Origin of the sequence: Paenibacillus sp. UNC451MF (assembly GCF_000686845.1) — a bacterium.
Taxonomy (GTDB): Bacteria; Bacillota; Bacilli; order Paenibacillales; family NBRC-103111; genus Paenibacillus_S.
In genome coordinates this window covers 15,933-29,490 of sequence record NZ_JMLS01000022.1, presented here as the reverse complement: position 1 = coordinate 29,490, position 13,558 = coordinate 15,933, and the positions used below count along the sequence as shown (strand labels likewise).

The following is a 13,558-nucleotide window of genomic DNA, read 5'->3' as shown; positions in this document are numbered from 1 at the left end:
TGCTTGTGCTTATTTTAAAGAACTTGCCAGACGATTCAGACGTCCCGACAAGCTTCCATCATATAAACGGTCGCCGATCCGCACTTGAATACCGCCAAGCAGCTTAGGCTCAACAACGGTTTGCACACGGATGGTTTTATTCGTAAGTTTGCCGAACTGTGCTGCAATTTCAGCCTGTTGAGCTTCAGAAATTACAAACGGTGCATAAACCGTAGCATTAGCCTGACCCAAAGCTTCATTCGCAATTTTCACATAGTCGGAAACCAATTGGGCTAAAGTGCCCTCTCTACCCTTATCGATCAAAATCTGCAGCGTATTCCACACCGGTTCGGAAACATTGCCTTCAAAAATCTGCTTCAGCAGGTCCTTTTTGACGGAAGCCCCGATATTCGGATGGCCCAGGAACTTCTGCAGATCCGCATTGTCCCTAATCGCATCGACTACAGATTTCAGCTCTTCTTCCACTCCGGAAATAATACCTTTTTCCTTAGCTACCTCGAATAGAGCTTTGGCATATCGCTTCGCTACAACGATGTCACTCATACGTTGCCTCCTACCTCTTTGAGGTAAGTCTCAACCAACTCGTTCTGAGATTTCTCGTCAATTTGTTTCTCGATAATTTTGGAGGCGATCAAAACGGACATCGCGCTCACTTGGCTGCGCAGAGCTGCAACCGCTTTGTTCTTCTCGTTCTCGATATCTTTAAGCGCTTCGTCTTTCAGACGATCTGCTTCTGTACGTGCTGCAGCAACAATCTCATCCGCTTGTTTGGAACTCGTTTGTTTAGCTTGCTCAATAATATCATGTGCTTCTTTACGAGTTTGTTGAAGGGCTTGTTTTTGCTCCTCTAACAATTGCTCAGCTTGCTTGCGACTATTTTCAGCCGTTTGAATTTGATCCTTCACGAGCTGTCTGCGTTTTTCCATCATGCCGAATAAAGGGCCGAACGCAAACTTTTGCAGCAGGAAGTACAAAATCAAGAAGGCTACAATTTGAATAAAAAACGTGGTCCATTCGATATGCAAGTAACGTCACTCCCTTCTGATAACGTGGGCAAAACGAAGGCGTGGAGGCTATGTCGCCATCCCCGCCAAACGGTTTCTTAAGCTTGGCCCATCAAGATGAACGCAAGAACCAAAGCTACGACTGGCATTGCCTCTACTAGACCTACACCGATAAACATTGTTGTTTGAAGAGTACCGCGAAGCTCAGGTTGACGGGAAATACCTTCCAAAGCGCGACCTACGATCAAACCGTTACCAATACCTGCACCAAGTGCTCCCAAACCAAATACGATTGCTGCTGCTACTAATGCTAAAGCTCCCATTGAGAAAATCCTCCCTTAAATTGAAAAGTTTTTTTATAAAATGACTCGAGTTTATATCCCGAGGTGAGTCTTGCTCTTAGTGGCCCTCTTCTTCGTGGACCAAAGTTTGCGAAATGTAAACCATCGTCAGCATCGTAAATACGAAAGCTTGAATCGCACCTACGAACACACTGAAGCCCTGCCAAACAAATAGAGGCACAATACCAAACCAACCTGCCCCCAAGATGACAGAAATCATTATTTCACCCGCATAAATATTACCGTATAGACGGAAAGCGAGCGTCAGCGGCTTAGATACCACTTCAATCAAATGCAGTGGAAGCATAGCGCCTTTGTATTCAAAGTAATGCGCAAAATAATGTTTGGTATTACGAGTAATACCTAAGTAATGGCTAAGTACGATGACAATGACTGTCAATGCAGCCGTTACTGCAATATCCGCCGTTGGTGATTTCCACCAAGAGACATGATCCTCTGTAACGATCGAGAACGGAAGTCCCAGCATGTTACCGACAAAAATATACATGATGAGTGTAAGCCCCAGTGCGATAAACGGTTTCCCGTGCTTCGTACCGATGGTGCTGCCGATAATGCCCTCTACAAACTCTACGACCCATTCCATAAAGTTTTGAATTTTCGAAGGATTCGTAACGGATCCTTTGCTAGCGCCAGAGATGGCGAGAATTAATACGATAATACTAGTCACTACGATCATAAGAAGCGCTGATAAATCGAAGTGAAGACCAAACAGTTCTATACCCGGCACGTGATGTTCCATGTTTTCCATTTTCACCCCTTTCCACGAATGGATTTACTTCTTGGATCTTTTAATAGAAAGAATACCCAATACGAGTGTTGCCAATTGAGCGAAAAAGTATCCGACAATGGTTGTAAGTATGGCGACATGCTCTGGAAAGCGAATAGCTACAAGCCCCGCCAAGCCAGCAATGGCCGCTCTTGTCAGAAATCCTATGTTAGCTTTGTTAGGTACTTTTTGCTCGGGTGGAGCTTCGATCACTTTCTCAGATAGCTTGCGGATTTTCCATGCAAGATACCTAGCGTTGATCATGCTGACGATTGAACCAAGCATCAGTCCTGCCGAATACGGCCGGAATTCGACGAAAATCGCCCAAACGACCAAACAAAAGGAAAGAAAGAAAAGAAACACATTTTGAACCGTTTTCAGATGGGCCGAAAAATCATCCATTATAGCCCTCCGTACTGCTTGATCATAAAGTAAATGCTCATAATTGCAGACACAAGCCCCAGCAGAAAGCCTCCTAGCAGCCATAATTGCCCGCCTAACGTATGACTTAACCAATCTCCGAGCCAATACCCGGCCATTAAGCATACAACAAGATCGATTCCAATGGCGCTCGTCAATGCAGCGGCTCGCCACGGATTATCGTTGCGGTTTGGCTGTTTCATAAGCACCCTCCTGAGAATCCTCACTTATTGTAACGAAGCGATGCGAGGTTTGTCAATTACCGATCTTTGTTAACAAACAGTGATCGAAATCACAAAAACCCAGTCGCAGCAAGGTTTTTTTCACTTCCAAACCAAACAGTGCAACTGTACGCTGTAACGTTTGTCATGAGATTGTCACGGTTGGAATGGTTCAGGTCTTGCAGAGGCTTGTCCAAAATGGTAAAGGATGGCTTGAACGATACGTTCTGACGCTTTTCCATCCCCATACGGGTTGGCTGCTTGACTCATTTTTTGATATAAATCAGCGTCTGTCAGCAGTGCTTTTGCCCGTTCGTATACCTTCTCCTCATTCGTTCCTACTAGTTCGAGCGTCCCTGCATCAATCCCTTCAGGACGTTCCGTTGTTTCGCGAAGAACAAGTACCGGAACTCCGAACGAAGGTGCTTCTTCTTGAAGACCGCCAGAATCTGTCAAAATCATATGTACATGCGGATAAATGTTATGGAACTCAAAAACGTCTAGCGGTTCTATCAATTTGATTCGCGGATGTCCACCGAGCATTTCATAAGCTGGCTCCTTCACCGCAGGACTTGGATGCACTGGATATACGATTGCGATATCCTCGAATTCGTCGGCAATGAGGCGAACAGCGCGGAAAATTTGACGATGAGGCTCTCCTTGCGCTTCACGGCGATGAGCCGTCATCAGAATAAGACGTTTACCCTCCGCCCATTCAAGCACAGGATGTGTGAAGTCTTTTTGAACCGTATATTGGAACACGTCCGTAACCGTATTGCCCGTAACAAAGATGGATTCTTCGGACTTGTTCTCCTTGCGAAGATTACTAGCCGACAAATCCGTAGGAGCAAAGTGAAGATCTGACAGCACGCCCGTTAATTGGCGGTTCATTTCTTCCGGATACGGGGACATCTTGTTCCATGTCCGTAATCCCGCTTCAACATGACCTACTTTCACCTGCTGCATGAAAGCGGCATAGCTCGCCAGGAAGGTTGTTAAAGTATCCCCGTGGACGAGGACCAAATCAGGCTTCTCCTCGCGGAAAACCGGGTCCAGCCCTTGAAGCACGCGGATCGTAATCTCGTTCAGCGTTTGACGCTCCTTCATGACATCTAGATCATAATTCGGCTTAATTTTGAACGTATCCAATACTTGGTCAAGCATCTGGCGATGCTGTGCGGTCACGCAAACCAGCGATTCGATCTGCTCAGGATACTTCTGAAGCTCTAACACGAGCGGTGCCATCTTAATGGCTTCCGGTCTTGTACCGAAAATCGTAATAACTTTAATTTTGCTCATGTTCGTTTCCCCTCCATGTATGCCCATAATTCCTTACTATCTCGTATTGCCTTATTTCGTTCCGAATAAACGGTCGCCCGCATCACCGAGACCCGGAATAATATACCCGTGATCATCTAAATAATCGTCAATGGCAGCCACATAAATATCGACATCCGGATGTGCATTCTGCACAGCTTGTACACCTTCCGGCGCGGCAATCAGACACATCAGCTTAATTTGCGAGCAGTTTCTATTCTTCAATGCGGTAATGGCAGCATTAGCCGAGCCTCCAGTGGCAAGCATCGGATCGATAACGATCAGCTCCCGCTCCTGTACATCGGTAGGAAGTTTGGCGTAGTATTCTACCGGTTCGAGCGTTTCCGGATCGCGGTACAAACCAATATGGCCGACCTTAGCCGCCGGAACAAGCTTCAATATCCCATCTACCATGCCTAGACCGGCACGCAAAATGGGGATCAATCCAAGCATCCGGCCGGATATAACACGGCAATCGGCGGTAGCAACAGGTGTTTGCACCTCTACCTTTTGCAAAGGAATGTCCCTTGTAATCTCGTAAGCCATCAGCGTGGCCACCTCATCGACAAGCTCTCGAAAATCTTTCGTCGTTGTCGCCTTGTCTCTTATGTAAGTGAGCTTGTGCTGTATCAACGGATGATCGCACACAAATACTTTTCCCATACTATGTCCCCTTTACGCCAAATCTTGTCTATTATACCACAATTGCAGAAGGTTATCCTCTCAAGATTGACATTTTCATTTGAAGCCCTCTCGTATAAAAAACTCTTACCTAAACAGCAAAAAAAAGCCCCTTACCGCGGACTGAAACTTACTCAGCACATCGCGAAAAAGAGCCTCTACACACCAGTATTACTTCTGAAGCATGTGGAACACTTGTTCCACGTCCTTGTCGCCACGTCCGGACAGATTGACGATCAGGATGTCGTCATTAGACATCGTCGGAGCCATCTTGAGAGCGTGTGCTACGGCGTGGGCGCTTTCGAGTGCCGGAATGATGCCTTCTGTTTTGGACAGCACCTGGAAGGCGTTAAGCACTTCCTCGTTAGTCACCGTATAGTATTCCGCGCGTCCGCTTTCTTTCAAATAGCTGTGCTCAGGTCCGATACCCGGATAATCAAGTCCAGCAGCAATCGAATACGTTTTACGGGGCTCCCCATTTTCGTCTAGAAGCACCAAGCATTTAAAGCCATGCAACACGGCAGGCACTCCCTCAGTGAGACTAGGGGCTTGGTCCGGCTCCACACCGATCAAACGAACCGACGGTTCGTCAATATAATGAGCGAACGATCCAATGGCATTGCTTCCTCCACCGGTACAAGCTAATACAGCTGTCGGTAGACGCCCTTCCTTTTCAAGGATTTGACGCTTGGACTCCTCGCTAATGATGGATTGAAAGTGTTTGACCATCGTAGGGAACGGATGCGGTCCTACAGCCGAACCCAGCAAATAAAAGGTGTTGCGGTAGTTCTGCACCAGATCCCCCAACGCCTCATCGACTGCATCCTTCAATCTGCCTTGACCTTTTTCTACTGGTACTACTTTGGCTCCAAGCAGCTCCATCCGGAATACGTTCAAAGCCTGACGGCGTGTGTCCTCTGCTCCCATATAAATGGTGCAATCCATATCGAACATGGCGCATACCGTTGCTGTCGCTACGCCGTGCTGTCCAGCTCCGGTTTCCGCAATAATACGCTTGGCACCCATCCGCTTGGCAAGCAAAATTTGACCGAGGACGTTATTGATTTTATGAGAGCCCGTATGATTGAGATCCTCGCGTTTCAAATAAATTTTGGCTCCGCCGAGCTTATCTGTTAAATGCTTTGCGTAAGTTAATGGATTCTCACGCCCGACATACTCTCTTAAATAATATTGAAATTCTTCTACAAATTCAAGGTCTGTCTTGTAAGTCTCGAATTGCTGCGCCAAATAATCCATAACTTCCTGAAGTTCGGGAGGAATAAAGCTGCCCCCGAATGAACCAAAGTAACCCGCAGTTTGTTCCGTACTCATGAATACAATCCTCCTCCAAATTTTCGTGAAGCACTGTATTTATTTTACTAAACCTCGTTGAATATACAAGCAGTACGCCTATTATTTCTTCATGATGGACCTTGCACGGTCATTATATGGGAGGGTTATAGAGTCACCTACGAGTAGCTCCACACGAGTTTTATATCATAAAAAAAAGCCGGCAGCTGCTAAGCAGTGCCGACTTGTGGTTGAGCAATTAGTATGCCAATCCTGGATAAAGAGGGAATTGAGCTGTCAAATCTTTTACCATGCCGCGTACTTTATCATGTACTGCTGCATCGGTTGGGTTTTTCAATGTCAAAGCAATGATTTTGGCAATAGTCTTCATAGCTTCTTCATTCATGCCGCGGGATGTTGCCGCAGGCGTACCTACACGTACACCGCTTGTTACCATAGGTTTAGCAGGGTCGAAAGGAATCGCATTTTTGTTAACGGTAACGCCCACTTCATCCAACAGATGCTCTGCATCTTTACCAGTAATGTTCAAGCTGCGCAGGTCAATCAGCATCAAGTGATTGTCTGTACCGCCGGATACGAGGTCAACACCTTCAGCGATCAAAGCTTCAGATAATGCTTTGGCATTGTTAACAACGTTTTGTGCGTAGGTTTTGAATTCTGGTTGCAAAGCTTCGCCGAAGGATACGGCTTTAGCGGCGATTGTATGCATCAATGGGCCGCCTTGTGTTCCTGGGAATACCGCTTTATCAATAGCTGCTGCCCAAGGCTTACGGCACAAAATCATACCGCCACGTGGACCGCGAAGCGTTTTATGTGTTGTTGTCGTTACAAAATGCGCATAAGGCACTGGGTTCGGGTGCAAACCAGCCGCAACCAAGCCAGCGATATGAGCCATGTCCACCATGAACAATGCGCCTACATCATTAGCGATTTGACTCAATGCTTCGAAATCGATGATGCGCGGATATGCACTAGCACCCGCTACAATCAGACGAGGCTTGTGTTTGAATGCTACTTTACGTACTTCATCATAGTCGATACGGGAATCGGATTCTCTTACGCCGTATGCAACGAAGTTGTACAAAAGACCGGATGCGTTAACTGGGCTACCGTGAGTCAAGTGACCGCCGTGAGCCAGGTTCATGCCCAATACAGTATCACCTGGTTGCAAAGCTGCCAAGTAAACCGCCATATTGGCTTGTGCGCCGGAGTGAGGCTGAACGTTCGCATGCTCGGCACCGAACAATTCTTTTGCGCGATCGCGAGCGATATCTTCTACAATATCAACGTATTCGCAACCACCGTAGTAACGACGACCTGGGTAACCTTCCGCATATTTGTTCGTAAGTACAGTACCCATAGCTTGCATTACAGCTTCGCTTACGAAGTTCTCGGAAGCGATCAATTCGATTTTGTCACGTTGACGGCCGATTTCCAGGTTCATAGCCTCAACGATTTTGGGGTCTTGCTTGCGTAATTGTTCCACAGTAAGTTCCTCCTTAGGATATGCTTATATTTTTATAAAGAAAATTCATTACATACAAGTGCTTGAATTCAGCGATGCTGAATCCTCCATGGTATAAACAGCACGTGCCCCTCCGATAAGCTTCGGTCGGGTATATGCAGCCAAGATAGACGCATGTCCGATCATTCTTATCGACGGCTTGAACGGAACCGCTACCCTCTTCAGATGCATGCCGATGAGCGTACCGCCGATATCGATACCTGCATGAGCTTCAATAGTCTCAACTACACAGGCTTGTGTTAGCTTCTTGAACGCGTAAGAGGCCATGGAACCGCCTGCCCTAGGTACTGGAATAACCGAGACCGGGTCCAGTCGATATTCTCTCATAGCTTCGCGTTCAACTACAATAGCTCGGTTCAGATGCTCACAGCATTGATAGGCCGGATAAAATTGGACTTCCTTCCGCACAGCCTCCATGGCCGCGAACAGCTGCTCGGCTACTTCTTCCGTTCCGGAAGTACCAATATGCTTGCCTAACACTTCGCTCGTGCTTGTCCCGAAGACTACAAGCTGCCCCGGTTCTATGTGGCCCGCCTGAATAAGCTCACGAAGCGCCTGCTCCAGATGGACACGAATTGCATTTAAATCCAATGATTTCTCTTCCACTGCAGCTTCCTGCAGTTGCTCTATGTTATCCATAAGGGATTCGCCTCTTTCGTCAGGCTTTCCGTTTACGGATGCAGCGCATATTTATCTTCCAGCGCTTTAACTTTATTAATCCGATTTTGATGGCGTTCTCCATGAGAGAATTCCGTCTCCAGCCAGACTTTAATAATTTCTTGTGCTACGCCGGGTCCGATAACACGTTCGCCCATCGCAAGTACGTTCGTATCGTTATGCTCGCGAGTTGCTTTTGCGGAGAACAAATCGTGAACCAGCGCGCAACGGATGCCAGGTACTTTGTTCGCGGCAATAGTCATTCCGATCCCTGTTCCGCAAATCAAGATTCCTTTGTCCGCCTGCCCTGCGACTACTTGATCACATACGGCGATCGCATAATCCGGATAATCGACGGAATCCGTACAGTTACAGCCTAAATCGGCCACCTGGTGACCCATTGATTCGATAAATCCTACCAATTCATCCTTCAAACGAACTCCAGCGTGGTCTGCTCCAATTGCAATTTTCATCTTGTCTTTCGCCTCCTAACCATAGTTAGCTCCATTATAACCGATAGATAGCCGAAACACGAAAAAAGAGCATGCTGTGTGCTGTTTCCAGCACAACGATGCTCTTTGCCCAGGCGACCGGCCGTATACCCTCATGCTCCACTGTGGTTAAGTCCACTCGTCGCCAGTTACATCAGGGTCCTAGATTGTATCTTTATCATAGCGGAAATGACGTCATGTGTAAAGCCTAAAAAGCCATTGGCTCCGAAGACTTATACAGGAATAATTCATGGTATGAGACTCGTTACAGCGATGCCTTCAGCTTGGCAATCAGCTTAAGCAGCGAGGTTTCAATCTCTGCCGCACAGGCCCTGTATTGGGATAAAGAACCGCCAAAGGGATCGGCGATATCATAATCAGGCAGCTTTCGCTCCAGCGTTAAAATCCGTGCTCGTTCTTCATCAGTGACTTGTTGAGACAATGCCCTCTTCACTTGCAGATCGGCAATCAGCCTCTCCATCTCCGCAATTCGGTCAGCCGCATCCGGATCGTCTTCCACATATTCTTTCAACGTATATATTTTATCGACGAATTCCGGATATCGTCCAATTGCATGCTGTTTATGGCCGGACGTCATGGTCAGCACTACATCCGCCCACTCGATCAGCGAGCCGGTTAACGCACTGGAGCTCATGTCACAGTCAGAGCCTTTTTCCTTCAATACTGCCGCCGCATGATGGGATACCGGAGTGCCGTCATAAGCTGCAACTCCAGCCGAACGGACTTCAAGATGCTGCAACTGATGTTCCGCCAGCAGCCGCCGGAGCAATCCTTCAGCCATCGGACTGCGGCAGGTATTGCCGGTACAAACGAATAGGATTCGATTCATCTGGGATCCCTGCCTTTACTTTTCATAATTTGTCTAACGCAGCCTTCAATATTATTGTACCTTAAAATGCTGAAAATAGGGAACGGTAGACAATTCATTTTTTATAAAATAGACTTCTATCATATTAAAAAATGGACGCCAAAGGCCAATAAAATAATCCCGCCCATCGCTTCCCCGTATTCGCCAATCCATCGTCCCATCTTACTGCCAAGCAGCAGTCCGATAATCGACATGATTCCACCGACAGTCCCGAACATAATAACCGTTAGAGCCATGTCTCCTGCAAACATACCTAGGGAGACGCCAACGGAAAAGGAATCGATACTGACACTGAGAGCGAATAGGAGCAGTCCCCCTAACGTGCGGTGATCGATTGAACGTGCTTCTTCGCCCTTTAAAGAGCTGTACACCATATGAATACCAAGCAGCAGAAGCAGCGCCCCTCCAACCTTGGTCGCAATACCACCCATTAGAGAGCTTACGTAGCTGCCTGTAAACATTCCCATCAACGGCATTATCATATGAAATACGGCTATGACAAAGCTGAGCTTTATTATATCCAGCTTGCGTATGCCCCTCATCCCAATACCAATGCCGAGCGATAGCGCATCCAGCCCCAAGGCGATGGCCATGATCAATATTGCGATAAACTGCCCCACCATCAGCGGAGATGTCCAATCCATTATTTTACTCACCCCTTGTCCCCGTCCCTAATCAACATATGCGGACGAGTAGAAAATCATGACTTTGGGGTGCTTTCACAGATTAGCTAGCGCAAACAATACCCTTGAAGAGGCTCGTATTTTATTGCCATTTTTCGCAATAGGGGGAGGAATTATTCACTACACCTATGACGGACCTGTATCGTTAAAATAGGCTCGACCCGACATTTAGGGCCCAGGAGTACGAAACAGTCATCCATGCAGCAAAAAAACACCCCGCCATTCCGTTAATTTTGGAATGACAGGGTGTGGGTCTACGCATGTATAACACGGTCGCCAGCTGCTTTGCGCAGCCGATTCATGATTGCGGCCCCGATGCCTTCTTCGGGACAGGTTTCTCCTACGATGAAGTGGATTCCCTCTTCATCGAACTCGCGCAGCGCGGCGTACAGTCCGTGCGCCAGCGATTCCAGGTCGCCGACGCTTCCGCAGGCGACGATGTGATCTGCGCGCAGCAGCGCTGTGTGCTCACGGTACGTGAGTACGCCTGTGCGTTCCCCGCGCGCGTGAGCCTCATCGAGCTCGCGTTGAATGCGGGCAAGCACCCGTTCAGGGGCATCGCCCTGAACGAGGGTCATTACGCCGCGCGGGGCGTAATGCGTGTACTTCATCCCCGGCGCGCGGGGAGCCGCGGAGGGCTCGTGGTGCGCTGAAGCTTCGCGCACCGTGACACCGGGCAGCGCTTCGCGAAGCTGCGCTGCGGTAATGCCGCCGGGCCGCAGGATGTGGAGCACACCGCCGCCGGCTTCATCCGCTGCCGCTGTGTACTCCACCACCGTCGACTCTACGCCGACCCCTGTCGGCCCTCCGTCGACGATGCCGTCGATGCGGCCAGCGAGATCCTGCAACACATGCGGCGCTTGTGTTGGGCTTGGCCTGCCCGAGCGGTTAGCGCTCGGAGCGGCCACAGGGCAGCCTGCAGCAGCAATCAGCTTCAGCGCTACAGGATGGTCGGGCATACGCAGCCCGACCGAGTTCAGCCCCGCGGTGACCAGCGGGGACAGGACGCCTGGCCGGACTGGCAGCACTACAGTGAGCGGCCCCGGCCAGAAGGCGTCCAGCAAACGCGAAACGGCCTCATCCGGAGAAGCGGCCAGCTCCTCTACTTGAGACCGATGTGCAATATGGACGATCAGCGGGTTGTCCGACGGCCTTCCTTTGGCCTTGAAAATCTTTTCTACCGCATCCGTTTGCCGGGCATCCGCCCCTAAACCATATACGGTCTCCGTAGGAAAAGCTACCAAACCACCCTGTCGAATCGTTTCTGCCGCTTCCGACAATGATTCCGGCTGCGGCTGATCCGGTGAGACCTTCCAGTATGCAGTCATCCTCAATCCATCCTTATCCCGATGTCCTTTGCGTACCCCTATTTATCCGAATCCCTATGGGAAGTGCTTCTTATTCATAGCAAAGCTTGATATTTTTGAACAACTGGTTTACGCAAACATCGATCCTATTTTTTTAATCAAATCCCACAGAAAGAACCTAACTTCAGGTTGTTCAGGCTGGGCATCGGCCTTGGCTACCGCTGCCTTCCCATTCTCTGATGCTGCTGCGACTTTAGCTTCTTGAACCGACCCATTTGTCGACTTGGTTACTTTCGTATCTTTATTAGCCTTGATCACTTGTCCATCTTTTGCGTTGCTTATTGCAGCTTTCTCCGTTTCAGGGGCTGCTTCTGCACGTACCTCGTTCGACTTCTTAGCAATCACTTCTGAGTCAACGAAGCAAAGTGGAGGAAACAGGACACACCACCAATTTTGCCCTTCAGCCTCACCGATGGATACCCGAAGCGCCTCATAATTTCCGGCAGGGTACACTTCGCTGCCATACATTTTCGTAGGAAAAGGAACAACGCCCAATTCTACCTGATAGGTGTAATCAAATCCGTTTTTGCGCAAAGTGTGCCCAACCAGATCATTCAACTCCGGCAAATGATTGCGGACCGTTTGCCTTGCCTCCTCAATCGTTTGCGGTCCAGTAACCCACCGACTCATTTGCTCCACAATAGCATCACGTACTTCTCTTTTAACCCATTGATCCGATGGGGAATCCGAATTGGCCAGAATGCGAAGACGAATCGACTCTTGAGGGATAACGCCCTCCGAGCTAGCCGAGGCTGCCTCCACCTTAGAGGCAAATACTATTGCATTTTCACGTTGAGCTTCCCAGCAAAAAATTAATAGAATAAGTGCAAAAGCTATATAATAATACCGTACTCGGGAAGTCCGTTTCACCATGGCTTGTTTTCCCCTCTCGTTATCGCTTCATAGTTTTAGTATGAACCGATAAGAGAGGTTTTAAACCTAGCAATCTATCATTTTTTGCTAGACTCCATAACTCCAGACTTCCACGCAATAACATGTCGTCCAATTCCCGCCAAATCCGGCACGATACGTATCTCTTCCCACTCCGCTGCTTCAGCAAGCATTACTGACACAGCTTCAGCCTGGCCCATTCCAACCTCGAGCCCGACAAGGGAAGGCATCGCCACTAGCTCGCTCAGCTGTGCAATGAGACGGCGATACAACACCAGACCATCTTGTCCGCCATACAATGCGGATGCTGGCTCATACAGCCGCACCTCCGGCTGAAGCCCGGCTTCACCCTCCTCCGGTATATACGGAGGATTGGATATTACCGCATCGACCCGCAGTTGCTGCTCGATGTAAGGCACCAGCAGGTCACCCTCTAGGAAGGTGACCCTCTCTCCGACCCCTAATCGCTCCGCATTGCCACGTGCAACCTCCAGAGCAGATGGCGAAATGTCCGAGCTCATCAGACGCCAAAGTGGACACTCCACGGCAAGGGTCACAGCTATCGCCCCGCTTCCCGCTCCTATATCAGCTACAAGGGGAGAAGCATCCTTTTCAGGCCATAGCTTGCTACCCAGCAGAACAACCTGTTCGACCAGCAGCTCGGTTTCAGGACGAGGTATTAGCACCGCTGGCGTTACCTTGAAGGTAAGCCCATAGAAATCCTGTTCCCCCATTATATATTGAACCGGCTCTCCAGCCGCTTTACGTTCCAGCAGCTCATGCCACTGCCGTTCAAGTTCCACGGGGAACATTTCATGCCATCGGAGCAGCATTTCACTGCGGCTCCAACCGAGCAGATGCTGCAGCAGCAATTCGGCACAATTGGAGGCTTCGCTCACATCATGCCCCTGTAAAAAAGAAGAAGCCTCAACATAGGCTTCACGAATCGTCAACTTCCGTTCGACGGTCATTG

Annotated in this window: 17 protein-coding genes and 1 riboswitch; all 17 genes read right to left on the bottom strand. The window is 48.8% G+C overall.

Features of this window, described 5'->3' with window-relative positions:
* Positions 1-9 precede the first annotated feature (9 nt).
* Positions 10-543, bottom strand: coding sequence for a F0F1 ATP synthase subunit delta (locus BP97_RS0121535; RefSeq protein ID WP_028550956.1), 534 nt, complete (start codon positions 541-543; stop codon positions 10-12).
* Positions 540-1,025, bottom strand: a complete 486-nt coding sequence (gene atpF / locus BP97_RS0121530; protein WP_028550955.1) for a F0F1 ATP synthase subunit B — start codon at positions 1,023-1,025, stop codon at positions 540-542. Before atpF ends, BP97_RS0121535 begins: the two co-directional genes overlap by 4 nt.
* Positions 1,026-1,102: 77 nt before the next feature.
* A complete protein-coding gene (gene atpE, locus BP97_RS0121525; RefSeq protein WP_028550954.1) occupies positions 1,103-1,327 on the bottom strand; it encodes a F0F1 ATP synthase subunit C in 225 nt (74 codons plus the stop codon).
* A 76-nt stretch (positions 1,328-1,403) separates the two neighbouring features.
* Positions 1,404-2,105 (bottom strand): F0F1 ATP synthase subunit A, encoded by a 702-nt coding sequence (gene atpB, locus BP97_RS0121520; RefSeq protein WP_028550953.1) that lies wholly within the window; start codon positions 2,103-2,105, stop codon positions 1,404-1,406.
* A 33-nt stretch (positions 2,106-2,138) separates the two neighbouring features.
* Entirely contained in the window at positions 2,139-2,534 is a 396-nt protein-coding gene (locus BP97_RS0121515) for an ATP synthase subunit I (RefSeq protein WP_028550952.1), read from the bottom strand.
* The gene (locus BP97_RS0121510; RefSeq protein ID WP_028550951.1) at positions 2,534-2,755 is read right to left on the bottom strand and encodes an AtpZ/AtpI family protein; all 222 of its coding nucleotides are present in this window, start codon (positions 2,753-2,755) and stop codon (positions 2,534-2,536) included. Before BP97_RS0121510 ends, BP97_RS0121515 begins: the two co-directional genes overlap by 1 nt.
* 174 nt (positions 2,756-2,929) lie before the next feature.
* Positions 2,930-4,072, bottom strand: a complete 1,143-nt coding sequence (wecB, locus tag BP97_RS0121505; protein ID WP_028550950.1) for a non-hydrolyzing UDP-N-acetylglucosamine 2-epimerase — start codon at positions 4,070-4,072, stop codon at positions 2,930-2,932.
* A gap of 51 nt (positions 4,073-4,123) precedes the next feature.
* The gene (gene upp / locus BP97_RS0121500; RefSeq protein WP_028550949.1) at positions 4,124-4,753 is read right to left on the bottom strand and encodes a uracil phosphoribosyltransferase; all 630 of its coding nucleotides are present in this window, start codon (positions 4,751-4,753) and stop codon (positions 4,124-4,126) included.
* A 189-nt stretch (positions 4,754-4,942) separates the two neighbouring features.
* On the bottom strand, positions 4,943-6,103 hold the full coding sequence (trpB, locus tag BP97_RS0121495) for a tryptophan synthase subunit beta (RefSeq protein WP_028550948.1): 1,161 nt from the start codon (positions 6,101-6,103) through the stop codon (positions 4,943-4,945).
* Positions 6,104-6,320: 217 nt separating this feature from the next.
* Complete coding sequence (gene glyA, locus BP97_RS0121490; RefSeq protein ID WP_028550947.1) at positions 6,321-7,568, bottom strand: serine hydroxymethyltransferase; 1,248 nt, start codon at positions 7,566-7,568, stop codon at positions 6,321-6,323.
* A 48-nt stretch (positions 7,569-7,616) separates the two neighbouring features.
* Complete coding sequence (locus tag BP97_RS37100) at positions 7,617-8,246, bottom strand: TIGR01440 family protein (RefSeq protein WP_036746326.1); 630 nt, start codon at positions 8,244-8,246, stop codon at positions 7,617-7,619.
* Positions 8,247-8,278: 32 nt separating this feature from the next.
* Complete coding sequence (rpiB, locus tag BP97_RS0121480; RefSeq protein ID WP_028550946.1) at positions 8,279-8,737, bottom strand: ribose 5-phosphate isomerase B; 459 nt, start codon at positions 8,735-8,737, stop codon at positions 8,279-8,281.
* A 100-nt stretch (positions 8,738-8,837) separates the two neighbouring features.
* Positions 8,838-8,918: riboswitch (ZMP/ZTP riboswitch) on the bottom strand.
* 102 nt (positions 8,919-9,020) lie between these two features.
* A complete protein-coding gene (locus tag BP97_RS0121475; RefSeq protein ID WP_028550945.1) occupies positions 9,021-9,605 on the bottom strand; it encodes a low molecular weight protein arginine phosphatase in 585 nt (194 codons plus the stop codon).
* A 119-nt stretch (positions 9,606-9,724) separates the two neighbouring features.
* A complete protein-coding gene (locus BP97_RS0121470; RefSeq protein WP_028550944.1) occupies positions 9,725-10,288 on the bottom strand; it encodes a manganese efflux pump MntP in 564 nt (187 codons plus the stop codon).
* A gap of 293 nt (positions 10,289-10,581) precedes the next feature.
* The gene (locus BP97_RS0121465; RefSeq protein ID WP_028550943.1) at positions 10,582-11,655 is read right to left on the bottom strand and encodes an L-threonylcarbamoyladenylate synthase; all 1,074 of its coding nucleotides are present in this window, start codon (positions 11,653-11,655) and stop codon (positions 10,582-10,584) included.
* Positions 11,656-11,763: 108 nt separating this feature from the next.
* On the bottom strand, positions 11,764-12,567 hold the full coding sequence (spoIIR, locus tag BP97_RS0121460; RefSeq protein WP_028550942.1) for a stage II sporulation protein R: 804 nt from the start codon (positions 12,565-12,567) through the stop codon (positions 11,764-11,766).
* 77 nt (positions 12,568-12,644) lie between these two features.
* Positions 12,645-13,556 (bottom strand): peptide chain release factor N(5)-glutamine methyltransferase, encoded by a 912-nt coding sequence (prmC, locus tag BP97_RS0121455; protein ID WP_028550941.1) that lies wholly within the window; start codon positions 13,554-13,556, stop codon positions 12,645-12,647.
* Between the last annotated feature and the right edge of the window lie 2 nt (positions 13,557-13,558).

What these genes read in the sequence shown, in the direction of transcription:
- wecB (WP_028550950.1), bottom strand. Translation starts at nt 4,072, where the DNA reads ATGAGCAAAATTAAAGTTATTACGATTTTCGGTACAAGACCGGAAGCC.
- prmC (WP_028550941.1), bottom strand. Translation starts at nt 13,556, where the DNA reads ATGACCGTCGAACGGAAGTTGACGATTCGTGAAGCCTATGTTGAGGCT.
- BP97_RS0121465 (WP_028550943.1), bottom strand. Translation starts at nt 11,655, where the DNA reads ATGACTGCATACTGGAAGGTCTCACCGGATCAGCCGCAGCCGGAATCA.
- BP97_RS0121470 (WP_028550944.1), bottom strand. Translation starts at nt 10,288, where the DNA reads ATGGATTGGACATCTCCGCTGATGGTGGGGCAGTTTATCGCAATATTG.
- BP97_RS0121535 (WP_028550956.1), bottom strand. Translation starts at nt 543, where the DNA reads ATGAGTGACATCGTTGTAGCGAAGCGATATGCCAAAGCTCTATTCGAG.
- BP97_RS0121510 (WP_028550951.1), bottom strand. Translation starts at nt 2,755, where the DNA reads ATGAAACAGCCAAACCGCAACGATAATCCGTGGCGAGCCGCTGCATTG.
- BP97_RS37100 (WP_036746326.1), bottom strand. Translation starts at nt 8,246, where the DNA reads ATGGATAACATAGAGCAACTGCAGGAAGCTGCAGTGGAAGAGAAATCA.
- atpE (WP_028550954.1), bottom strand. Translation starts at nt 1,327, where the DNA reads ATGGGAGCTTTAGCATTAGTAGCAGCAGCAATCGTATTTGGTTTGGGA.
- atpB (WP_028550953.1), bottom strand. Translation starts at nt 2,105, where the DNA reads ATGGAACATCACGTGCCGGGTATAGAACTGTTTGGTCTTCACTTCGAT.
- spoIIR (WP_028550942.1), bottom strand. Translation starts at nt 12,567, where the DNA reads ATGGTGAAACGGACTTCCCGAGTACGGTATTATTATATAGCTTTTGCA.
- upp (WP_028550949.1), bottom strand. Translation starts at nt 4,753, where the DNA reads ATGGGAAAAGTATTTGTGTGCGATCATCCGTTGATACAGCACAAGCTC.
- BP97_RS0121515 (WP_028550952.1), bottom strand. Translation starts at nt 2,534, where the DNA reads ATGGATGATTTTTCGGCCCATCTGAAAACGGTTCAAAATGTGTTTCTT.
- rpiB (WP_028550946.1), bottom strand. Translation starts at nt 8,737, where the DNA reads ATGAAAATTGCAATTGGAGCAGACCACGCTGGAGTTCGTTTGAAGGAT.
- BP97_RS0121475 (WP_028550945.1), bottom strand. Translation starts at nt 9,605, where the DNA reads ATGAATCGAATCCTATTCGTTTGTACCGGCAATACCTGCCGCAGTCCG.
- trpB (WP_028550948.1), bottom strand. Translation starts at nt 6,103, where the DNA reads ATGAGTACGGAACAAACTGCGGGTTACTTTGGTTCATTCGGGGGCAGC.